20 protein-coding genes and 1 riboswitch are annotated in these 23,184 nt (G+C 46.9%); of the genes, 8 read left to right on the top strand and 12 right to left on the bottom strand.

The features are described from left to right. Positions 1–751 precede the first annotated feature (751 nt). The 3 genes from SHAL_RS17855 to SHAL_RS17865 all read left to right on the top strand — a co-directional run bounded on the left by SHAL_RS17855 (position 752) and on the right by SHAL_RS17865 (position 4,603). On the top strand, positions 752–2,311 hold the full coding sequence (locus SHAL_RS17855; protein ID WP_012278513.1) for a flavocytochrome c: 1,560 nt from the start codon (positions 752–754) through the stop codon (positions 2,309–2,311). Between the two features lie 66 nt (positions 2,312–2,377). Next, positions 2,378–4,027, top strand: coding sequence for an HAL/PAL/TAL family ammonia-lyase (locus SHAL_RS17860; protein ID WP_012278514.1), 1,650 nt, complete (start codon positions 2,378–2,380; stop codon positions 4,025–4,027). 195 nt (positions 4,028–4,222) lie between these two features. Further along, positions 4,223–4,603, top strand: a complete 381-nt coding sequence (locus SHAL_RS17865; protein WP_012278515.1) for a cytochrome c3 family protein — start codon at positions 4,223–4,225, stop codon at positions 4,601–4,603. 457 nt (positions 4,604–5,060) lie between these two features. Here SHAL_RS17865 and SHAL_RS17870 read toward each other — a convergent pair whose 3' ends face one another. The 12 genes from SHAL_RS17870 to SHAL_RS17920 all read right to left on the bottom strand — a co-directional run bounded on the left by SHAL_RS17870 (position 5,061) and on the right by SHAL_RS17920 (position 16,866). Further along, positions 5,061–5,444: an MAPEG family protein gene (locus SHAL_RS17870; protein WP_012278516.1), complete on the bottom strand. Its 384-nt coding sequence runs from the start codon at positions 5,442–5,444 to the stop codon at positions 5,061–5,063. A 342-nt stretch (positions 5,445–5,786) separates the two neighbouring features. Beyond that, on the bottom strand, positions 5,787–6,344 hold the full coding sequence (locus SHAL_RS17875) for an HdeD family acid-resistance protein (protein ID WP_012278517.1): 558 nt from the start codon (positions 6,342–6,344) through the stop codon (positions 5,787–5,789). A 456-nt stretch (positions 6,345–6,800) separates the two neighbouring features. Then, positions 6,801–7,613, bottom strand: coding sequence for a cobalamin-binding protein (locus tag SHAL_RS17880; protein ID WP_049763933.1), 813 nt, complete (start codon positions 7,611–7,613; stop codon positions 6,801–6,803). Between the two features lie 440 nt (positions 7,614–8,053). After that, the gene (cobO, locus tag SHAL_RS17885; RefSeq protein ID WP_012278519.1) at positions 8,054–8,671 is read right to left on the bottom strand and encodes a cob(I)yrinic acid a,c-diamide adenosyltransferase; all 618 of its coding nucleotides are present in this window, start codon (positions 8,669–8,671) and stop codon (positions 8,054–8,056) included. 363 nt (positions 8,672–9,034) lie between these two features. Next, positions 9,035–10,576, bottom strand: coding sequence for a cobyric acid synthase (locus tag SHAL_RS17890; RefSeq protein WP_083758345.1), 1,542 nt, complete (start codon positions 10,574–10,576; stop codon positions 9,035–9,037). A gap of 72 nt (positions 10,577–10,648) precedes the next feature. Beyond that, positions 10,649–11,179 (bottom strand): bifunctional adenosylcobinamide kinase/adenosylcobinamide-phosphate guanylyltransferase, encoded by a 531-nt coding sequence (cobU, locus tag SHAL_RS17895; protein WP_012278521.1) that lies wholly within the window; start codon positions 11,177–11,179, stop codon positions 10,649–10,651. After that, positions 11,176–11,955, bottom strand: coding sequence for an adenosylcobinamide-GDP ribazoletransferase (locus SHAL_RS17900; RefSeq protein ID WP_012278522.1), 780 nt, complete (start codon positions 11,953–11,955; stop codon positions 11,176–11,178). The genes cobU and SHAL_RS17900 overlap by 4 nt, the downstream gene beginning before the upstream one ends. A 216-nt stretch (positions 11,956–12,171) precedes the next feature. After that, positions 12,172–12,312, bottom strand: coding sequence for a hypothetical protein (locus SHAL_RS23320; protein WP_012278523.1), 141 nt, complete (start codon positions 12,310–12,312; stop codon positions 12,172–12,174). Between the two features lie 123 nt (positions 12,313–12,435). Next, on the bottom strand, positions 12,436–13,464 hold the full coding sequence (cobT, locus tag SHAL_RS17905; protein ID WP_012278524.1) for a nicotinate-nucleotide--dimethylbenzimidazole phosphoribosyltransferase: 1,029 nt from the start codon (positions 13,462–13,464) through the stop codon (positions 12,436–12,438). 67 nt (positions 13,465–13,531) lie between these two features. Next, the gene (locus SHAL_RS17910) at positions 13,532–14,587 is read right to left on the bottom strand and encodes a FecCD family ABC transporter permease (protein ID WP_012278525.1); all 1,056 of its coding nucleotides are present in this window, start codon (positions 14,585–14,587) and stop codon (positions 13,532–13,534) included. Continuing rightward, positions 14,580–15,509 carry an ABC transporter ATP-binding protein gene (locus tag SHAL_RS17915; RefSeq protein ID WP_012278526.1) on the bottom strand — a complete coding sequence of 310 codons (930 nt, stop codon included), beginning with the start codon at positions 15,507–15,509 and terminating at the stop codon, positions 14,580–14,582. Before SHAL_RS17915 ends, SHAL_RS17910 begins: the two co-directional genes overlap by 8 nt. Before the next feature lie 129 nt (positions 15,510–15,638). After that, positions 15,639–15,791, bottom strand: a riboswitch (cobalamin riboswitch). 427 nt (positions 15,792–16,218) lie between these two features. Continuing rightward, a complete protein-coding gene (locus SHAL_RS17920) occupies positions 16,219–16,866 on the bottom strand; it encodes a histidine phosphatase family protein (protein WP_012278527.1) in 648 nt (215 codons plus the stop codon). Between the two features lie 240 nt (positions 16,867–17,106). On the opposite strand from SHAL_RS17920, the gene metH reads away from it, so the two are divergent. The 5 genes from metH (at position 17,107) to SHAL_RS17940 (ending at position 23,184) form a co-directional block, all read left to right on the top strand. Next, positions 17,107–20,889: a methionine synthase gene (gene metH / locus SHAL_RS17925; protein WP_012278528.1), complete on the top strand. Its 3,783-nt coding sequence runs from the start codon at positions 17,107–17,109 to the stop codon at positions 20,887–20,889. A gap of 217 nt (positions 20,890–21,106) precedes the next feature. Then, the gene (locus tag SHAL_RS23325) at positions 21,107–21,277 is read left to right on the top strand and encodes a hypothetical protein (protein WP_086020040.1); all 171 of its coding nucleotides are present in this window, start codon (positions 21,107–21,109) and stop codon (positions 21,275–21,277) included. Between the two features lie 247 nt (positions 21,278–21,524). Beyond that, complete coding sequence (locus SHAL_RS17930; protein WP_012278529.1) at positions 21,525–22,442, top strand: urease accessory protein UreD; 918 nt, start codon at positions 21,525–21,527, stop codon at positions 22,440–22,442. A 95-nt stretch (positions 22,443–22,537) separates the two neighbouring features. After that, the gene (gene ureA / locus SHAL_RS17935; protein ID WP_012278530.1) at positions 22,538–22,840 is read left to right on the top strand and encodes an urease subunit gamma; all 303 of its coding nucleotides are present in this window, start codon (positions 22,538–22,540) and stop codon (positions 22,838–22,840) included. Between the two features lie 26 nt (positions 22,841–22,866). Then, positions 22,867–23,184, top strand: a complete 318-nt coding sequence (locus SHAL_RS17940; protein WP_012278531.1) for an urease subunit beta — start codon at positions 22,867–22,869, stop codon at positions 23,182–23,184.

Here is a 23,184-nt window from a genome sequence, read left to right on the forward strand (position 1 = left end):
AATCCGGATGTGTGAGCTATTCACCGATAGGGTTTAATATGTGAGAAACTTATAAAATTCACTGCGACATGTGATGATTTAAGCATAGCATTAAAGGTAAAGTGTTACTTAGCAACAGCATTTTTCGGTATCAATCAACGCAGCCAGTAATCAGGTGATTAGTAAGAGCTTTGTACGGCAGCCCCCCAACACAAGTAAGTATTCCACCTATAACCTAGTTATAAGCGTCAGTGAAAAACCAATTTAAAACCCGCGCCTATTACTGTTCCATAACGCATAAATAACGTTCTCAACATTGACTAATAATAACACGGAAAAACCACCCTAACAAAAACCCACTCAATAAATAACCAATATGTTTTTATAGATTATTTTATTTAAACTTGCACTACCCCTACCACTAATGAAATTAATTAGCTAACATATCCATTAATAACCAAAATCAACTCTACTTATATCGAATACACAACTCCCGCATTATAGTTAATTGCTCATCACTTTTTACACAATCAGTACCAAACACTATTTTAAAGTTTAATTATAAGCCTACTTCATTGTTGATATGTCGGGATGACCACGAAATATCATGACGGCAAACCATGATATTTCGTGATTTCAGGATCCTGTTCATAAATCATTTGATTTATATCGCTAATTAGGTAGTTGGCACAATCGCTGCAACTTTATAGGTATGAGTTAGAGCAAAATAGCTCAAAAAGATAATTAAAAATACACATAGGGGAACAGATAGATGAACGAAAAAGAACTGGCAAGTCCTAGCCGACGCCAACTACTAAAAGGCGGTGCAGCGATGGCCGTAGCAGGCCTAGGCAGCACGGTTGCTCTGTCAGCAAATGCCGCTTGTGTCTCTCAAGATGAAGCAAAGTTTGACGAAGTTGTCGATATTATCGTTGTCGGCAGTGGCTTTGCGGGTATGTCTGCCGCACTACAGGCAAAAGAAGCTGGCGCAAGCGTCATGGTTATCGACAAGATGCCAGTCTTTGGCGGCAACTCTACCATCAACGGTGGTGCGATGGCGGTTGCAGGCTCGCCTTTGCAGAAGAAAGAAGGTATCGAAGATTCTGTCGACGTCATGGTCGCCGATATGCTTGAGTCTGGCCGCGGCATGAATGATGTAGAGATGCTAAAGCTTGTGTGTAATGGCACGGCAGAGTCTTGTGAATGGCTTATCGATCATGGTGTTGAATGGAAGCCTTTCGTACAACATTTTGGTGGTCACTCTATTCCACGTGTATTACAAACCGTACAAAGTTCAGGCGCTGGCATTATTCGCCCACTGATTAAAGCGGCAAAGAAAAGCGGCATTGAAATGCGCAACCAAGCCAAGCTCGAAGGTTTCATTAAAGATGACAGTGGCCGCGTTATCGGTATCGATGTGCGCCAAGGCTATTACTTCCCGAAAGAACGCACCGGTAAAATGGTTAAAGTCGGTGCCCGTAAAGGCATCATCATGGCAACTGGCGGCTTTGGTAACGATATTGAGTACCGCCAAATGCAGCAGCCTGAATACACGAATCAGTTGGATTCAACTAACCATGCAGGCGCAACATCTGAAGCACTAAAGCAGATGATGCTACTGGGTGCAAACCCAATCCACTTAGACCAAATCCAACTAGGTCCATGGGCATCTCCTGACGAGAAAGGTTTCGGTACCGCGTCGCAGTTCAACACGATTGCGACCTACCCTAGCGGCATTGTAGTTGACGTACGTACCGGTGAGCGCTTCTTTAACGAGCTTGCCGACCGTAAAGCTCGCGCCGATGCCATTATGACTCGCCGCGATGCTGAAGGTAACCCAGTTTACCCTATCGGCTTTACTAATGCCGAAGGTGCTAAAGACGCGCAAACTTTGGATTGGGGTCTGAAATACAACGTCATTAAGAAAGCCGACAGCCTAGAAGAACTAGCAAAAATCTACAACATGCCAGCAAAAGCACTAAAAGATCAGGTTGCTCGCTGGAATGAATCAGTCACTAACGGCAACGACAGTGAGTTTGGTCGCCCGATGCAAAAGGCCATGTTACTTGATAAGGGTCCTTGGTATGGCGTGCGTATGTGGCCAAAGGTTCACTACTGCATGGGCGGCGTTAAGGTTAACACCGCATCGGAAGTGCTGCACCTTGTCACTAACAAACCAATCCCTGGACTATATGCAGCCGGTGAAGCTACTGGCGGTATTCATGGTGCAAGCCGTTTAGGCGCTTGCGCGGTAGCGGAAGGGGTCGTAACCGGACGCAACGCGGGTCGTCATTGTGCACAGAGCCAGTCAATAAAACTAAATCTCGCTTAGCTCAAATAGAAATCAAATTCGCCTTGCTTAGTGCCTAGCACTGAGCTGCAAAAACTTACGGAATGAATGAAGATGAAAACAACTAAAAATGCGGTATTAACATCACTCGCCTTCGCACTCACTGCGACTCATGCCATGGCTGCAGACACTGTGGTACTCGATGGTAAACACTTTACACAGGACCAAGCTTGGGCTATCGCCGATGGCGCCGAAGTTAAAATTGCCCCGCAATCAGCTAGCACTCTAGTAAAAGCTCACGAGCTATTGATGGAAGCGGCGCGCCTAGGTAAGCCAGTTTACGGTCTAACGGTCGGTGTCGGCCTAAACAAAGATCACAAGCTATTTGATGCTAATGGTGAACTCAGCGCCGAAGTACTAAAGGCTTCAGAGTCATTCAACTACAGCACGCTTCGTGCTCACAGTGCTGGTGTGGGTGAAGCCATGCCTGTACGTTTAACCCGTGTCGCACTAGCGGTACGCTTAAACACTATTTTATCGGGTCACACTGGCGTACAGCCTTATGTTGCCGAGCTTTATCAAGCTTACCTAAATAACGATATCTCACCAATCATCCCATCTAAGGGTACCGTTGGTGAAGCTGATATCCTTCTTGCTTCTCATGTCGGTCTAGCCATGATTGGTGAATGGGACGTTATCTACAAGGGCGAGCGCATGAACAGCGCCAAGGCGATGAAAAAAGCGGGTATTGAGCCTCTAGCGCCTGTTGGTAAAGATGCATTATCGATTCTGTCGAACAACTCTGTTGGCGTCTCTTATGCGATGAAGGGATATCGCGATGCTAAGCACCTGCTAGAGGTGTCACCAACGGTATTTGGCTTAAGTCTTGAAGGTCTAAACGGTAACATATCGCCATTCTTGCCACAGACCAATGACATTCGCCCATTCCCATACCTTAAAGAAGCGACGACCGATGTTATCAATAGCTTGTCTGGTAGCTACTTATGGGATGCCAACAGCGCTCGTCCACTGCAAGATCCACTCAGTTACCGCACCACGGCCTACACCCTAGCTAGCGCGTACAAATCTCTAGCAGACTTAGGCGAAGTGATTGATATCCAAATCAACCACTCAGATGATAACCCAGGTGTAATTTTGGGTGCAGGCAAAGACTATGGCAATAACTCTCAGGTATCTAAGTATCTAGTTGAGGGCAAAGGCGGCGTATTCCCTACCACCAACTTTGAGCCACTACCTGTTGCTCTTGCCGTGCAGCAACTCAGCATCGCGCTGACCCACGTTTCACATAACAGCGCCATGCGCACCATCCACCTATCGGATGACCACTTTACTCGTCTGCCTCGCTTCCTAAGCGCACCGGGTAACAATGGCCACGCATTTGGTGCAATCCAAAAGACCTTCGTTGATATGCAGGTACGTAATAAAGCCTTGGCAAATCCAGTATCGTTCGACGGTATTCAAATCGCTGGCAACATCGAAGATACCTTCACTAACTTGAAGTTGGCTTCTGACAGACTCATCCAAATTGTTGATAACACCAACGTGATGTACGGCTTAGAGCTGATGCACTCGACTCAGGCTATCGATCTTCGCAAGCTTGCAGACAAGAACATCAAGCAAGGCGAAGCGACCCAAGCTATGTATGACGCTTTCCGTAAGCAAGTACCATTTGTTGATGTTGACCGCCCATTCACACCAGACATTAAGGCGTCATACGACTTTATTACTCAGCTCTAACCCCATAAGGGCTGCAAGAGATGAGCCCCACTTGCTCTCCCTTGCAGCGATAGGTACCACTCCCGCCTATTGCTGCAAGTCGAGTGCACAAGGCTAAGGAAAGCGGTGTCACTCAAAGAGTAAGATTTTAATTAATAAAGTTATGTATCAACAGTTATCGGGCACAATCGCCCCAAGTAAAGAGTAGGATTAAAGATGTTAAGAGTATTAACGGCTATCTGTATGGTTATGCTGATGTCAATTCCGGCAGCCAACGCAATGAAAATTAAAGATCACCACCAAGAGATCATGACAGGTGACAACGGTAAAGTTGAATGTAGTGCGTGCCACGGTGATGCAAAGCGTAAAACAATCCCTGATGCGAGTGTGTGTGAAAGTTGCCACGGCAGTGTGGAAGACATTGCCGAACTCACTAAGCGCCCAGCAGATGCAGGCCATGACGTAGAGCCAAACCCACACGACAGCCTACACTACGGCACGGACCTACCTTGTACTTACTGCCATATGGAGCATAAAGAGAGCAAGGTTTACTGTAACCAGTGTCACGAGTTTGAGTACCCAGATATGAAGCGATAGGTTCTACCGCCGAATAAGGCTAAGACGGTAAAGAGTAGGAAAAGCTAAGACGAACGGTCTTCGACCTGACGAAAAAGCTTTAACCTTCCACTCTTTTCCGTCTTTTCCAAATCTTTGGTTTAGCTCCTACCGTCTCTGCTTCTACCGTTTTGATCGATTTTGCCTAGAATGGCGTTCTAGGCATTGATGGGCTAAAGCCTAACCTACTTAAAAATAGGTTCTAGGACGCTTCGCTACGAGGACGGACTACGCCCTGCTAGGAAGAACAAAAGCAAAAAGTTACTACCTTTGCCCTTTCTTAGCTTTTCCGGCCCTTCCGTCTCAGCTTCTACCGTCTTTACTCTTCCTAGGACCTGCTTTTCCTAGGGCCTAGTACCTTCTTTCAAACCTAGTACCTTCTTTCAAACCTAGTACCTTCTTTCAAACCTAGTATCTTCTTTCAAACCTAGCTCCTTCTTTAAACCGCCTGCCAAAACACGGTAAATGAGGCAATAATTGCCACAAACCACGACAGTGAGCGTAGCGTGCCTTTATCCATCAGGTACAACAGTTGGTACGCAACTCTTGCTATCACATGCACGATTGCTGCTGTTTCAGCTATGCCATTGATCTTATCTGTGGCTATCACAGCCAAAACTGACACCCCAAAAATCAGCAGCGACTCGAAGGCGTTTTGATGTGCCGCAACGGCTCGAGCGCCAAAGCCTGTGAGTTTAGCTTGCTGATCACGGGGGTGGCTATTGTCATAACCTCCAAGCTTAGCCATTGCCACCGCGACAGGACCTTTTGCAGCGTAAGGTAGCAACATGGTGATAAGCAGGCAGATGAGTAGCGTGGTCATAGTTGGGATCCTTTCTTATTGTTTTATTTAATCATTAGTTAGCAGTAACATTTTTGACTGCAAGATTGAATTAGCACTAAAACATAGAATAATGGATTAGGAAAGGACGATACAAGTAAAGGCTGGAAAAGCAGGTTTAATAGAAGGTCCTAGGAAAACCGATGCTAGGTATGGGTAATTGCAGAACCTAGGTCCTAGGAAGAGCAGATTAAAGCTAAGACGAAGAGAGCCGTAAAAGTATCAGCTACAGCGAAAGGAAAATACTTTTGTTACAAACATAGCGCGATAAAAAGCACAGCTAGTATACGTCTAGCTGTGCTAACGCCACGTCAGCTTAAATGACTATTTAGCGGCAACATTTTTCATCTGTACCCCGATGAAGATAAAACTAATCCCTTCAAAGATGAAAGAGACACCCATGAAGATCCCTAAAAGAGATAGTGAAAATTCAGGATTGTTCATTAAAGTAAAAAAGTAAACCGCAATAGCTGTAGACAACAAACCACTGAACACAATCCAGCGCCATCCCTCTAAATGGCCACGGCTATTGAAGCCAAAAAACATCCTCGTCACCCCGTTAAACATCATGATAGTGATCATCATTACCGTAATGGTAAATAGACCAACAAAGGGCTCGGCGAGAATGAGTATGCCACCAATAAGATAAAACAGAGCACTAATGACGTACCAAAACTTGGCTTTCCATTTTGGGATACTCAAGGTGTGATATAGCTGCACCAGACCAATAACCAAAAAGATTGCGCCAATAATGGTAGTAATCGTCATTCCCGCAGCAACTGGTAGGCTTATAGCAAAAAAGCCGGCAAGGGTAACAATCACGCCAACAATGACAAACCATTTCCAGCCTTTAGTCAGCATAGTATTTACTGGGTTTTCCATATTATATCCTTTAACAATCAAGTGATTAAACTGAGTTTACATTAAGAATTCAGAGTCACGAATTAACTGTTCGACTCCTGTTGAAATAGCTTGCTCAATAACCAATACAATAATGCAAATTGGTGATGCAACCTCAATTATCGGTCATCTATAAAAATATGACTACCTATTAAGGTGATTATTTCTTGGTGTAATCTAATGCTTAGTGATGCTTGGCAGGCTTTTAACTCGGGGGATACGCTAAATCTTAGTGATATACACCTAGTTGCAGCATGGTAGAACTAGACTCCAAAAATAAACGTGAATAAGATCACAAATAAGTTTAAAGCATGACTTTAATTATCTAGCTACGAAAGGTACTTACCAAAAAATATAGTGGATTATAGGCGTTCATGGAGTAGTTTCGTGGTGCAGCAAGCCTGAATCGAACAGGCTTGCGAACTGAGTCGCTAACGTTTAACGCACTTTATCTAACGCTTCACAAAGTGCTTCAACGCCAAGCAAAGCCCTAGGCGCGGCGCGATGTAAAAGATCCGCGTTGAGTTGGTAGATGTGCTCATTTTTAACGGCTGGGATCTCTGTCCACAGGCTCCAATCCACGCCTATGATGTTGCCTTCATCTTGGCTTTGCAGAATAACTTCAGGTTGTTTCAGTACCACAGTTTCTAGGCTGACTTGTGGGTAATCATTAGCTGCATCGACAAATACATTATCACCATGGCATACACCGATGATCTGTTGGATCCAGCTGTTCTTAGCGACAGTCATAAGTGGCGTAGACCATAACTGATAAAACACACTGACCCCAGGTTTAACACTGTTGTCACTGCGCAGCTGACTAAGCTGCTGTCGGTAATCATCGGCAACCTTTGTCGCTTGAGCTTGATGACCCGTTAGCTCACCAAGAGAGACGAGCTCATCGGCCACCAGCTCAAGCGTACTCGGATTGCTATCAAACACACGAAAGCCCAACTCTTTGATGCGTGCAATATCTTCAGCCTTATTGCCACCACTCCATACCACTACAAGATCAGGCTCTAACTCCAGCACCCGCTCGATCTGAATGCCGTAATAACCGCCAATACGTGGAATTTGCAGTGCGGCCTCAGGAAAGTCAGCATGGTCGGTAGTGGCTACAATCGACTCACCCGCCCCAATCGCATACAGCATTTCAACCGAATGTGGCGAAAGCGCAACAATACGTTTAGCGGGCGCAGCGTTATCAGCAAGCGCAAAAGCCGACGGTAAGGCGCATGCCGTCAGCAACATAAATAATTGGGTAACTCTGTTCATTAAAATCCTTTTTGAAAATAGGTTAAATCTAAGACGGTACGAGCTAAGACGACTCAAGCCAAGACGGAAAGGCCGACAACAGCAAAGATGAAAAAGCTGGTTGATGATGTGAAAACTCCACCTCTCCAGCGATATTTCACAGCATTCGAAGTTATGGCTAAGCTGTAAAATTTCCAGTAACAGCCTGCCCCTGTGCATACGACTCATTCTAAGCGCCGATAGATAGAGTGAACTCTCCTCTAAACTTAACCTGCACCGACAATAACGCGACAAAAGCTAGCAGGAAGAAAGTAATTTCAAACTGTTTGGAATCAGGACAAAGCCGTCGAGTTTTCCTAGCCCCATCACATACGAGTAGTATGTGATGGGGTAGGAAAACGAAGACAATGCAGTCATCATTTCAAACAGGACGAAATTTAGTAGTCGAAGCCGGGCTGGGCTTTGATACCGTTATCAAATGCGTGTTTGATCGGGAGCACCTCGCTCACCGTATCGGCCAGCTCGATAATAGCTCGATGACACGCCCTGCCCGTCACTATCACATGCTGCATTGGCGGGCGATTATCAAGCGCCTCAAGCACTCGCTCTACCTCTAGATAGTGATAGCTAATCATATACGTTAGCTCATCGAGCATCACCAGATCGATACTGTCATCTTTAAGTAACTTCTCCGCAGCCTCCCAAGCTTGCAGCGCTGCGACGGTATCTTTTTCACGGTCTTGGGTTTCCCAGGTAAAGCCTGTTGCCATCACATGAAACTCGACGCCAGCGCCTTCTAGCAAGGTGCGCTCACCACAGTCCCAGTTGCCTTTAATAAACTGCACCACGGCGGCTTTCTTGCCATGACCGACTGCGCGAACGACAGTGCCAAAACCTGATGTTGACTTGCCTTTACCGTTACCGGTCAGGACTAATAAGATCCCTTTCTCTTCCTGCGCGCGATCGATCTTGGCATCCACACCCTCTTTAATCCGCTGCTGACGCGCTTTATGGCGCTCCGCTTTCGCTGCCTCGGCCGACTTATTATCCGTCATATTACATCCCTATTTTATCCCTTAAACACGAATCTAATTTGCTAAGTTATTTAAAAACGCTCAGCTATTACCATCTAAAAAAAACACTTACACCAACAAAAAGCGCATTCATTTATTACGTTTAAAAACACAAGCCAAACTCAGTAATGGCGAGGCTTTGAGCAATTACATTTATGACGCCCGCACATCATATTTTAATTGTTTAGTTAGCACACAAGTTACGTTTAACTTTCAGTCAAAAAGAGGTTTTTTACAGCATTAAGCGCTTTTGGCCTGTTTAGCTCTTATAAATACATTTTTCGACTTATTCACGATACTCTGTATGCACTCACCTCGTTATTAAGCCTAACGTTAGCCCAATCCCTAACGGGGATCCCAGATCTGATTCAGACGTTCGAGATCTAAGTGCTGCTCAAGCACATCGGCGAGTCGGTTGAGCTGCTGTTCACGCACTTGATTAACATCAACCACCTCGGCCTGCTCCATACCCGCCCATTTAAGGATCAACTGACATGCCTCGGGCGAATCAAATAATCCGTGTAGATAAGTCCCCATGATTTGGCCATCACTGGATAACATCCCCTCGCTTTGGCTATGCTGCTGTTCAAGGTTAACTCGCTCACCATTTTTAGCCCAAAGACTTAATGGCTGCTCAAGCGGCATTAGCTGGCGTGAGCGGCCGCAGTGGATCTCATAACCCACAATACTGGCAGTTTCACCAAGCAAGCTTAGGCTTCCCTCTACCTGCTGTAGCACCTTTGTGCTAGTAAGCTCGGTCACTAATGGCAGTAAACCCAAGGCTTCACTGCTGCCCGCGTAATCTTCGATCCCATCTGGATCGTCGATCGACTGACCTAAGATCTGATAACCACCGCAGATCCCAAGCACCTTGCCACCGTAACGTAGGTGTTTGTCAATCGCACAGTCCCAGCCCTGCTCACGGATAAACGCAAGATCGGCACGCACGTTCTTGCTACCAGGAATAATAATTAGATCGGCGCTCGGCAGGGCTTGCTTGCTTTGAGACTGATTTTGAGACTGGCTTTGAGCTTGGGTCTGCAACGACACATAATTGAAGTCTATCTGTGGATTGAGTCTTAAGGGATCAAAGTCGGTATGATTACTGATCCGCGGCAGTACTAGTACTAACACCTTAAGCTTGGTGTCGTTGGACTTTTCTGGCGCGGCAATTAATGCATCTTCAGCATCTAAATGCAGGTCGTGCAGGTAAGGCAATACTCCTAGCACAGGCTTGTTTGTATAGCTTTCTAGCCAATCTAACCCGCCTTGCAACAGGCTCACATCGCCACGAAAACGGTTAATCACAAAGCCTTTTACTCGCGCCTGTTCCGACTCACTCAAAAGAGCCAAGGTACCCACCAAGTGGGCAAATACGCCGCCCTTATCGATATCGGCAATAATAATCACCGGGCAATCGACCTCTTCGGCAAAACCCATATTGGCGATATCACCTTCTCGCAGATTAATCTCAGCCGGACTCCCAGCCCCTTCCACCAGCAGCATGTCGTACTCAGAAGTTAAACGCAGGTATGACTCACGCACTGCAGCCATGGCCTTAACCCGATAGCCCTCAGCATTTTTGCCAAAATAGTCTTCGGCTTCCATCTTCATCAAGGCTTTACCGTGGACAATCACTTGTGAGCCAGTATCTGAACTGGGTTTTAATAAAATAGGATTAAAATCAATTTGTGGCTCAAGATGACAGGCCACAGCTTGCAGTGCCTGAGCTCGGCCTATCTCACCACCATCAATCGTCACGGCACTATTTAGCGCCATATTTTGCGGCTTAAACGGCGCGACTTTTACACCTTGCCTGACAAACAGCCGACACAAGCCTGCCACTAAAGTGCTTTTACCTGCATCCGATGTAGTGCCTTGGACCATTAAGACTTTAGTTAGATTATTGGCGTTATTGTTATCTGTTACTGCCACTTTTACTGTCACTTTGGCACTCTCCTAACCTTTTAAACACAGAGGCAAACCAGCAGTCACTAAGGTGACTCTGTCTGCAATTGCCGCTATCTCTTGATGCAACCAGCCCGCTTCATCAACAAAGCGGCGGTTTAACTCCCCCAGTGGCACTATGCCACAGCCTACCTCGTTACTGACTAAAATCACGTTGCCCGGCAGTTCAGTCAAAGTTTGTAAAAATCCCGCCTTAACCAGCTGCCAGTCGTCTTCAGGTTTTAGTAAGTGATTAGTCAACCACAGAGTCAGACAGTCAACCAAGATGATGCTGTTTGCGCTAGCGTGTACCTTTAAGGCGGCAGTTAACTCAAGCGGACACTCTATGGCACGCCAATTAATAGTATCTGACTCACGCTGAGTTTGATGGTGACGAATACGCTGAGCCATTTCGCTATCGAGCGCCTGCGCGGTGGCAAAATAGAAGCACTCGCTATCAACATTGTTTTGCAGCTCAGCTACTTGCGCCTCGGCGAAGCGGCTCTTACCGCTGCGAGCACCACCTAATACCAGATGGATCACCAGCTGACTCCTAAGATGAGTAATAATAGATAACAGCTAAGCTCCGAGCCTTGCTGGGCAGCGCCAAGTGTGTCTCCGGTATAGCCACCAATCTGGCTTCGAAACAATCTAATAAAGCCGTAACGCACAATAACAAGACCCGTAATCAGCACTAATGCAGGCACTAAACCAACTAACAGCAGTGCCAACACGCCGGAGGCCAGTAAGATCGATAACTCATTGATCCCCTGCTGCTGGGCCAAAGGCTTGCTCTTACTGGTATCAGTGTCACTGACATATTCCTCTGAAAAGATAAAACTCGCTGCCACCACTCGGCTCAAACAATGCCCAACGATTAACGCCAGACTCACAGAGCTCGGGTCAAACAGGGCTAACTCTGTCAGCAATTGCCACTTGAGTAGCAGGGCCAGTACCAAAGCCAGCGCGCCATAACTACCAAGGCGTGAGTCTTTCATGATGTTAAGTTTAGCTTCTACCGTCCAGCCGCCACCAAGACCGTCAGCGGTATCGGCAAGACCATCTTCATGAAAGCCACCCGTGACTAACACGCTGGTTATCATGGCAAACACGATCGCAACAGAGGGCGAGACCCAATACAGCATTAGGCTGTAAACCGCAGCACTAATTGCCCCCACCAGCAAGCCCACTAAACCGAAGTAGCGGCTCGCTTTATTGAGTTTATCTGCATCAACCTCAATCCACTTCGGCATTGGGATCCGAGTAAAGAATCCCATTGCGATAAAAAATAGATTGAGCTGTTTTTGCCAAAGTTGCATGTAAAAATCCTTAAAAAAATCGAATAAGGCTAAGACGGGGAGAGCCGATAAAAGCCGGATAAAGCAAAGACGATTAGAGTCAGAGAGAGCAGAGACGGTTAAAAGCCGAATAGAGCAAAGACGAACGGTCTTCAACCTGTCGAAAAAGCTATAGCCTTCCAATCTTTTTCAACTCTTTCGTCATAGCCTGTATCATCTTTCCCTGTAGGTCGGTATTTATGCCGACAAGCCCTTTATATAAAACCAAGGTTGATGGGCTAAAGCCCAACCTACAGAAGAACAAATAGGCTGTTCCAGCTCAGCTTTGACCGTCTTAGCTTCAACCGTCTTAGCTTCAACCGTCTTAGCTTGAACCATCTTGGCTTTGACCGTCTTAGCTTTGACCGTCTTAGCTTTGACCGTCTTGGCTTGAACCGTCTTAGCTTTGACCGTCTTGGCTTGAACCGTCTTGGCTTTGACCGTCTTAGCTTGTTTCAGCAGTTAAATCTCTATCCCTGCATCTGCAAAGCTGGCCATCTCATTATAGAAATTCACCGCTGCTTGAATAAGCGGGAGCGCCAATGCCGCCCCCGTGCCTTCACCCAGTTTCATGCCAAGCTTTAACAACGGCTTAGCTTGCAAGAATTCCAGCATCATAACGTGGCCCTTCTCATCTGACTGATGAGCGAAAATCATATACTCACGCACGTTGGGGTTAATCTTGATTGCCGCTAATGCCGCTGCAGTTGCGATAAAGCCATCGACAATCACCAGCATATTACGCTCGGCAGCGGCCAACATAGCGCCTGTCATCTGCACAATCTCAAAGCCGCCGAGACAGGCCAGAACCTGCATTGGGTCATCAAGCTCACAGTGGTGCATAAGCAGAGCTTGCTCGACTAACATCTTCTTGCGCTTAAAGGTTGTCGCATCGATGCCTGTGCCTCGGCCAACACAATCTTCTGCCTTCATTCCAGTTAGCGCAGCCATAATTGCCGCCGCAGACGAGGTATTGCCAATGCCCATTTCACCCAAGGCGATTAAGTTACAACCGTTTTGATGGTGTAGCTCGACTCTGTCGGTAGCCATCTTAAAGCCTTGTTTCACCGCGCCTAAGGTCATGGCAGCACGTTTATGAATGGGCCCTGTGCCCGCACCTAAACGCTGGTCAATTACGCCCTCTAGATTTTCAATCGGCTTTAAGATGCCGCAATCTATCACCTCTAAGTCAAAACCTACTTGACGAGTAAATACATTAATCGCCGCACCGCCATTGATAAAGTTAACCACCATCTGTGTGGTCACTTCACTCGGTGCTATCGATACGCCAGAATCTGCAATGCCGTGGTCGGCCGCAAATACCATCATCTTTGGATTACGGATCTGGGGTTTATCTTTACCGAGTACACGGGCGATTTGCAGCGCTAAGGTTTCCAAGTCGCCCAGAGCGCCCAAGGGTTTGGTTTTTGTGTCAATTTTTTGCTGAATGACATCGTCAAATTCAGTATTTATTAGTTTAATATCGAACATATTTGATTCCCTTAACCGCTTAATAAGGTTGAGTTGTACGTACAACGATCACTATTACAATGGCTCGCTAGATGCGCTTGGCACTGCGACTACCTAAAATAAATAAAAAGAAAATACTGCCCATCACCGAGGTAATGATCCCCACTGGCAGCTCTTGGTAACTCAGCAGAGTTCGCGCTAACACATCGACCCAAACCAAAAATAGTCCGCCCAGTAGCGCCGTTAATAGCAGAGGGTATCGCCCAGGAAACAGCAAGCGTACGGTATGGGGCACCATTAGCCCGATAAAACCAATTCCGCCGCAATTTGCGACTAAGATTGCGGTGATAAGCGAGCACAATAGCAACATATTAAGCCGCAAAAACCCAACATTAATCCCTAAAGTATGGGCGGTTTCATCACCGGCACGCATGGCCACTATTTGGCGCTTATTCAGCAAGATAACTAGGGTGGCAACGATGACGACAGCCGCTGGCAACCACAAGCCTTGCCAGCTCGCTTTAGCAAAGCTACCTAAAGTCCAAAATAGTACCGATGCCGCTGCTTGTGGGCTAGAGAAGTACAGCATTAGGCTGGCCATTGCGCCAAACATAAACGAGATCGCCACCCCAGAAAGTAGCATCCGCTCGACCTGAGTACTTAAGTTACGACCGCATAGACTGAGTACCATCACCACTGAAAGGCTGGCACCAATAAAGGCGCCAACAGGCAGGCTTAGCCAGAGCATGCTTTGACTAAAGAGAGTAAGAGCCACCACGGCGCCAAAAGAAGCGCCAGAGGAGATCCCAAAAAGATAAGGGTCAGCCAGAGGATTGCGGGTCACGGTTTGCAGTACGCTGCCCGCAATCGACAGCCCTGCCCCGGCGATAAATGCCAGTAACACTCGCGGTAAACGCAGCTCCCAAATAATCCGCTCTTTCACGCCGATAGGCTCGCCGATATTAAATAACTTATGGCTAAACACATTCAGCACATCGACAGCGCTAATAGTGGCGGCACCAAAACTTGTAGCCGCAAACGGGGTAAGCAATGCCACAAAAGTGAGTATAAGTAGCACTAGATGCTCAGTTCGGCGACGACAAGTCATTGCTAGCGGGTTGCTAGCGATTGTGGCCTTACTCATCAGGGTCTCCAACTTTCATTTGAGCCAGAGCTTCAGCTTTCACTTGAACACCCGCCTTTATATCAGCGGTTGTATGAACGCCGTTTGCCGAGACAGCCTCGTAACCATAGAAATAACTGATAAGTGGATTCCCATGCTGAGGGTGCGGCCTAATTTGACAGCACACATCGAACACCTCGGCGATCCGCTGCTCGGTGAGTACCGCTTTAGGTGAGCCGCAGGCTATGGCTCGACCGTTATCAAGCAGCAATAGTTCATCACACAGCGCGCTGGCAAGGTTAAGATCATGAATAGAGGTGATGACTGTGATATTGAGGCTGCGCAGTAACTCTAAGGTTTGGATCTGATAACGAATATCTAAGTGATTTGTCGGCTCATCGAGAATAAGTAACTTAGGCCGTTGTACTACAGCACGAGCAATCAAGGCTCGCTGCTTCTCGCCGCCAGATAGGCTCTCGTAGGCTTGATTGGCTTTATCTTGTAGGCCAACTTTTTCAAGCGCCTGCGCTATCACTGCGCGGTCGGCGCGACCGGTAAAATCAAATGCACTTTTGTGAGGCGTTAACCCAAGGGCTATAAGCTGCGCAGTGGTCATCTCGAAATGATGCGGAGTATCTTGCAGCACCACGGCAATTTGCTGTGCAAACGCCTTAGCCGACAAGGTGTTAATTTCGTCGCCAAAGAGATGAATGCAGCCTGTTGTAGGCTTAATAAAGCGGTATAAGCAGCGCAGCAGGCTCGACTTGCCCGCGCCGTTAGGGCCAATAATCCCCAGCATCTTGCCTTCAGCTAGACTAAATTCAATGCCCGATAAAATCGCTTTACCACCTAGCTGCCAGCTCAAGTCTTTCACCGACAGCACTGTTTTTGCGTCCAAATCGGTTTGGGTACTAGGATTGTTTATGCTAGCCCATTTTGTCATGAGAGGCATTCGACCCAGCCTCTAAGCCCTGTCTTTAGTTTCACTTTCTTGTCTCCCTCGAGTCGCCCGCACGAGTTTATGTGTATATGGATACACTTCTAATTATCAACACGTACTTATTGATACGTACTGAACAACATCAGTTAGGCAGGTATCTGACTTAGAAGCAGCGCTACGGCTAAGCTTCCCTACAGTTGCGGGTACAGTCCGGACTAAGCCACTGCTTGCAGTCAGCTTCCGGTTCCCTTTATGCCGTTAAGCACCTAACTTTCATTCTTATTTAACGCTAACTTTAGCGCATTAGTGCAACGTCAAATAAGATAACGCCGCAGTTTAACACGCCTTTGTGCACTTGCGTGCTGAGCTTTTTCTTATCTAGCTACATTACTGGTACACGCTTCAATTCGGAGCGAGGAAAATCAGCTTCAGGGACACGATATTGTCTAATCTTTTCCGTCAGTGACGCTGTCACGCTCAAAAGGCCGCAGGTCGCTCTGCTTTTCTGACGGGCTAAAGCCCGACCTACAAGAAACGATATCCTCTAATCTTTCCCGTAAGCGCAGCGTTCTGTGAGTGACGCAGTCACGTTCCCTAGGCCACAGGCCGTTCGTTTCAGCTTTTCCGTTTTTGCTTTTCCTAGGACCTGCTTTTCCTATGAGCTAGTACCTTCTTTGAAACCTAGAATCTTCTCTTAACCCTAGCTCCTTCTTTACCGCCAATTAAGGGTCATGTACTGCTGCTCGCCATCATGCAAAACATCAATCTCTACCGTGGCGGCATAGGACAATTTAAGCGAAGTATAAAAACCCGCTGCTTGATTGACACCTAACGCTTTGGCCATCAAATGACGGATCACGCCGCCGTGAGTTACCAGCAGTACGCGCTTACCTTGATGCTGCTTAAGCATCGTCTGCCAAGCCGTATCGATACGAGACTCAAACGCCTGCATCGACTCGCCATTGGGCGGTGGTAATAACCAAGGATTAGCCCAATAGTTATCAAGTTCATGAGCATAGTTCTGATAGAGAGTATCAAATGTTTGTCCATCCCAGTCGCCAAAATTCAGCTCTCTAAACCCAGCTTCGACTGAGTAAGGTAACTGGTTTAACAGTGCAAACCTCCCTGCCATTGTAGCGCAGCGAATAAGCGGTGAACTCAACACCACTTCAGGCGCTTGCGGTGCCGCTAATTCTGGCTCGGCTTCAGACTGAAACGATACTAAACTCAGCGCAGAAAACGCCTTTCGCATCTGCTGTTCACCCTGCCCAGTTAAGGCCACATCGACTTGACCGCGTAAAATATTGCCGCCCTCACATTCACCATGTCGAAGTAAAATCACCTTAGTGGTTTGCATCATCCCCGCACACCTTCATTATTTATCAGACACTTAGTTAAAATTCATTGGGTTTTAATGCTGAAAAAGTATCATGCTTTAGCACTTGCACTTTTTATCGCCTCTCACGTATTATGGACGTCTATACGTATAAATGTCCAAACAAAATAAATGGCCACTCAATCACGAAGAGGCCTTAAATGAAAATAGCGGACATGATTTACATACATAAAAAATGACTTTGCGAACTGGTAGGAATTATCTATGGCAACCTGTACCCCAACACATGCCTTGAGCGCAGTAGCACATACTCAAGACACTGCCGACAAGGTTTTAGCAGTCCTTACCCAAAAGCTTCTTGATGGGATCCTTATCCTCGATGGTGCGATGGGCACCATGATCCAAGATCGCAAATTTGATGAAGCCGATTTTCGCGGTGAGCAGTTCAAAGAGTGGCATTGCGATGTAAAGGGCAACAACGACATGTTGGTGCTCACACAAGCGGGTGCCATCAAACAGATCCATAAAGAGTACCTATTAGCAGGCTCTGACATCATCGAGACCAACACCTTTAATGCTACGCGTATCGCCATGGCCGATTACGACATGCAAGCTCACTCGGCCGAAATTAACTTGGCAGGTGCGCGCCTTGCCCGAGAAGCGGCCAATGAAGTCGAAGCTGAAACGGGGCGCCAATGTTATGTTGCAGGCGTTTTAGGCCCGACCAACCGCACCTGCTCTATCAGCCCAGATGTCAACGACCCTGGCTATCGTAATGTCAGTTTCGATGAGCTCGTTGAAGCCTATATTGAATCTATCAATGCCCTGATTGCTGGTGGCTGCGACATCATCATGGTGGAAACCATTTTCGATACCCTTAACGCCAAAGCCGCGTTGTTTGCCATCGAAACCGTGTACGACACTCAAGGCTTCCGCCTACCAATTATGATTTCAGGCACCATTACCGATGCCTCTGGTCGCACGCTAACGGGACAAACCACCGAAGCTTTTTACAACTCACTGCGTCACGTTAAGCCACTTTCGATTGGCCTTAACTGTGCTCTTGGGCCAAAAGAGCTGCGCCCCTACGTGGAAGAGCTATCAAAAATTTCTGAATGCTTCGTCTCAGCACACCCGAACGCCGGCCTGCCAAATGAATTTGGTGGCTACGATGAGAGCCCAGAACAGATGGCCGATGTTATCGAAGAGTGGGCAGAGGAAGGCTTTTTAAACATTATCGGTGGCTGCTGCGGTACCACACCGGATCATATCCGCGTTATACGCAATGCAGTAATTAAACATAACGCCCGTAAACTCCCAGATATTCCCGTGGCCTGTCGTCTGTCCGGGCTTGAGCCACTGACCATAGATGACAACTCGCTATTTTTAAACGTGGGTGAACGTACTAACGTCACCGGTTCGGCTAAATTTTTGCGTCTTATCAAGACTGGCGAATATGAAGAGGCGCTATCGGTTGCCCGCGAACAGGTGGAGAGCGGCGCGCAGATCATCGATATCAACATGGATGAGGGCATGCTTGATGGCGTTGAGGTGATGCAAAAATTCCTCAATCTCATCGCCTCCGAGCCTGATATATCTCGCGTGCCGATTATGATCGACTCCTCTAAATGGGAGGTGATTGAAGCGGGACTAAAGTGTATTCAAGGTAAAGGTATCGTCAACTCTATCTCGCTCAAAGAGGGTGAAGAGAAGTTTATCGAACAGGCTAAACTGGTAAAGCGTTATGGCGCAGCCGCTATCATCATGGCCTTCGACGAAGTCGGCCAAGCCGATACCAAGGCGCGTAAAATTGAGATCTGTACCCGCGCTTATCGTGTCTTGGTCGATAAAGTTGGCTTCCCACCTGAAGACATTATTTTTGACCCGAATATTTTCGCTATCGCCACTGGTATCGATGAGCATGACAACTATGCGGTCGACTTTATCGAGGCGACTCGCGAGATCAAACGTACCCTACCCCACGCGATGGTCTCGGGCGGAGTATCGAACGTTTCTTTCTCGTTCCGTGGCAACAACCCAGTACGTGAAGCGATTCATGCCGTCTTCCTCTATCACGCTATTCAAGCGGGTATGGACATGGGTATCGTTAACGCCGGGCAGCTGGCAATCTATGATGATATCGACCCTGAATTAAAAGAGAGAGTCGAAGCGGTAGTACAAAACCTGCTCTGCACTGCGGTTGATAATAATGGTGACCCGTCAAACAACACTGAACAGTTATTAGACGTCGCCGAGAAGTATCGTGGCGATGGCAGCCAAACCATTAAGAAAGAAGATTTAGAATGGCGCGGCTGGGATGTGAATAAACGTCTGGCCCATGCGCTAGTCAAAGGCATCACTGACTTTATCGACCAAGATACCGAAGAGGCCAGAGCGGCGGCAACTCGACCACTTGATGTGATTGAAGGGCCATTAATGGACGGCATGAACATCGTTGGCGATCTTTTTGGCTCGGGCAAGATGTTCCTGCCGCAAGTGGTAAAATCGGCGCGAGTGATGAAAAAAGCCGTGGCTTACTTAAATCCCTATATTGAGCTCGAAAAAGTCCCAGGCCAGTCTAACGGTAAAATTCTCATGGTCACGGTAAAAGGCGATGTGCACGATATCGGTAAAAACATCGTTGGCGTGGTACTCGCCTGTAACGGCTATGAGGTGATCGATTTGGGCGTCATGGTGCCAGTTGAGAAGATCATCGAAGTCGCTAAAGCCGAAAACGTCGATGTCATCGGCATGTCGGGGCTTATCACCCCAAGTCTCGATGAGATGGTGCATAACGTAAAGGCTTTCCATAAGGCGGGCTTAACTATTCCATCGATTATTGGCGGCGCGACCTGCTCTAAAATTCATACTGCAGTCAAAATTGCGCCGCATTCGCCAACAGGTGCCATCTACATTGCCGATGCCTCACGCGCCGTGCCTATGGTGTCAAAGCTTATCAATAACGATACTCGCCAAGCAACCATCGACGAAGCCTACGCAGAGTATGACGTGATGCGTGAAAAGCGTCTATCACAGACTAAGCGAAAGGTGATCACCTCTATCGAAGCTGCACGTGAAAACCGCTGCCAGCACGATTGGCAAAACTACACGCCATTTGTGCCAAACCAGTTAGGCCGCCAAGTATTTGATGACTATCCACTGGAAGACTTAGTCGAGCGCATCGACTGGACGCCATTTTTCCGCAGCTGGGAGCTACATGGGCATTTTCCGCGTATTTTAGATGATGAACTCGTGGGCACAGAGGCCCGTGAGCTGTATAGCAATGCACAAAAAATGCTAGATAAGATTATCAGTGAAAAGTGGCTAACCGCTAAAGCCGTGATGGGTCTATTCCCTGCTAATAGCGTTAACCATGACGATATTGAGCTCTACTCTGCCGATGGGACGGATGGATCTCGCGAGAAGCCGATAATGACCCTGCACCACCTGCGGATGCAGATAGAACGAGTTGGCAACCACAACTTCTGTTTATCCGATTTTGTTGCGCCAAAAGACTCTGATGTCGCCGACTACATGGGCGGTTTTGCGGTGACTGCTGGGCACGGCATCGACGAACATATCGCGCGTTTTGAAGCCGAACATGATGACTACAGCGCGATTATGCTCAAATCTCTGGCTGACCGTTTAGCCGAAGCCTTTGCCGAACATATGCACGAACGAGTGCGTAAAGAGTTTTGGGGGTATGCCGCCGATGAAGCGCTTGATAACGAGGCGCTTATCAAAGAGAAGTACAAGGGGATCCGTCCGGCACCAGGTTATCCAGCCTGTCCAGATCATACCGAGAAAGGCCTGCTTTGGGACTTGCTCAAGCCTGATGAAACTATCGGCCTTAGGCTCACCGAGAGCTATGCTATGTACCCAACTGCTGCGGTGTCGGGTTGGTACTTTTCCCACCCACAATCGCGTTACTTTGGCGTGACCAATATTGGCCGCGATCAGGTAGAAGATTACGCGGCGCGTAAAGGCATGAGCATTGAGGAAACTGAGCGCTGGCTAGCCCCTGTTTTGGATTATGATCCTGAGTAAGGAATGATCCAAAATAGACAGCCTTGAGTGAGCGGGCAAACTTGTTTGTCCGCTCACCACGGGAAAAAATCAAAGCACTCGCTTTTATTCTCACTTATCGCCCATCTAGCGATCTACGTCACAGTTTTCAGACCAAAAAGGTTTACTATGCTCTCTTCTCAGGAGGAATGTTCTTTCCTCCACACTGCTTACCACAATTTATTTCAGGATACACACAATGAAGACTCTTCTTCCTACATTGATCATGCTATTGATCCCTTCTGTTTCATGGGCACATCCAGGTCACGGTTCTGTTGGTTTATTCCATCACTTGTCTGATGTTGCGCCACTTATCTTACTTGTCGCTATCATCGCTTGTGGTGCAGTCTGGCTTCGTTCGAAACGATAAATATTCGCAACTTTTTATTCATTAGGTTTTAAAAGCGCTCGCAGCCGATCATTCACTTAATAGTTTGGGTTTTACTGCTGCCTTTAACTTAGGTTTACGCCTAAATTCTCATCAACTTTACGTTGATTGAGCAGTCTCGTTGCGCGTGTTTTTCTAAAATCTTTATTTAATTTACATACTCACTTCAGTGGGGATGTGATGTGTAGGCTTGCAAATTTGCCTTCATTATTTTGGATAAATTTGATTGATGAATATCCCCGAAAGCGTTAGCTATAAACGCCCAGAGTCTCATTTTGGCTGGCGTGCAGAGTTGAGCCTTAAATATGGTATCAAGCGTGAAAAAACTCGTCTTTTAGAACGACATCAACTTGGTCCTTTAACGGTACAAAAAACCTTTTACCCTGAAGGTGCTGCTTGTCATACCTATCTATTACACCCACCTGGTGGTGTGGTGGGAGGCGATCAGCTCAGTTTTAATATTGATGTTGGTACTCAAGCACACGCCTTATTGACGACCCCTGGGGCGACTAAATTTTATCGTAGTAACGGTGAACAAGCATGGCAAAGCCAAGAGTTAACCGTAGCAAAAGACGGTTTACTTGAATGGTTACCCATGGAGAACATTTTCTTTCCTGGGGCTAATTGTAAGTTACTGACTCAAGTTAATTTAGCGACTAATGCTCGGTTTATCGGCTGGGAAATGCAATGTTTTGGTCGTCCCATGTTGGCAGAGACTTTTGATAACGGCCAAGTATTAGGACAAACCTTTATTCATCGAGATCACCGTGTATTACTGGCGGAAACGCTACGCGTCAAAAGCCAAAGTCACATCGACCAAGCTGCGGCATTACGAAATTTTGCCATGTCTGGAAGTCTTTATATCACCCCTATTGAACCTGAGCTAATCGATAAAATTAACCAGGTTATCGACGAGCAACAACTCCGTTTTGGTAGTGAGATTTTACTCGGTAGCAGTGAGATAGGTAGCGCGTCAACAAGTAGTGCAATGTCATTAACAAGCACAGCAGAAGATAGCTTAATTGTGGTGCGTGCTCTAGGCCAACAAACTGAACCTATGATGGCGAGCTTTGTGCAAATCTGGCGCTGCGTTCGCCTGCACTGGTTTGGGGAACTCCCTGAAGTACCTAGAATTTGGTCAACCTAATATTGGGCGAGCTTAGTGAGTCTAGGTTGATAAAACCAATAAAATTATCGCCATAGTGATTGAGATAACAAATAGATTTGAAAGAGAGATAAGTCATGGAGTTAACCCCAAGAGAAAAAGATAAGTTGATGTTGTTCACCGCGGGTTTAGTGGCTGAGCGCCGCTTGAACCGTGGCTTAAAACTGAACTATCCCGAAGCAGTAGCATTAATTAGCTGTGCCATTATGGAAGGTGCTAGAGATGGTCGCACCGTGGCTGACTTAATGAATTATGGTCGTACAGTGTTAACCGCTGACCAGGTAATGGAGGGGGTTCCTGAGATGGTGCATAACGTACAAGTGGAATGCACGTTTCCAGATGGCACTAAGTTGGTTTCGATTCACGAGCCTATTGTTTAAAACTGACGTTATTAGAGGACCACAACATGATCCCTGGTGAAATCATTGTAAATAAGGCTCTTGGTGAAATAGAGCTTAATCAAGGCTACGACAAATATACCTTATCGGTAGCAAATATTGGTGATAGACCGATACAGGTTGGTTCGCATTATCACTTTTACGAAGTCAATGAATTTTTAAGCTTCGATCGCGAGCCAACCTTGGGTTTTCGTTTAGATATTCCTGCAGGAATGGCCGTTCGATTTGAGCCTGGTCAAAGCAGAACAGTAGAGCTAGTCGCCTATTCAGGTAAGCGTATTATTCAAGGTTTTGATGGAAAAGTTATGGGAAAAATTAAGGAGTAA

The sequence above is a fragment of the Shewanella halifaxensis HAW-EB4 genome, from assembly GCF_000019185.1.
Classification (GTDB): domain Bacteria; phylum Pseudomonadota; class Gammaproteobacteria; order Enterobacterales; family Shewanellaceae; genus Shewanella; species Shewanella halifaxensis.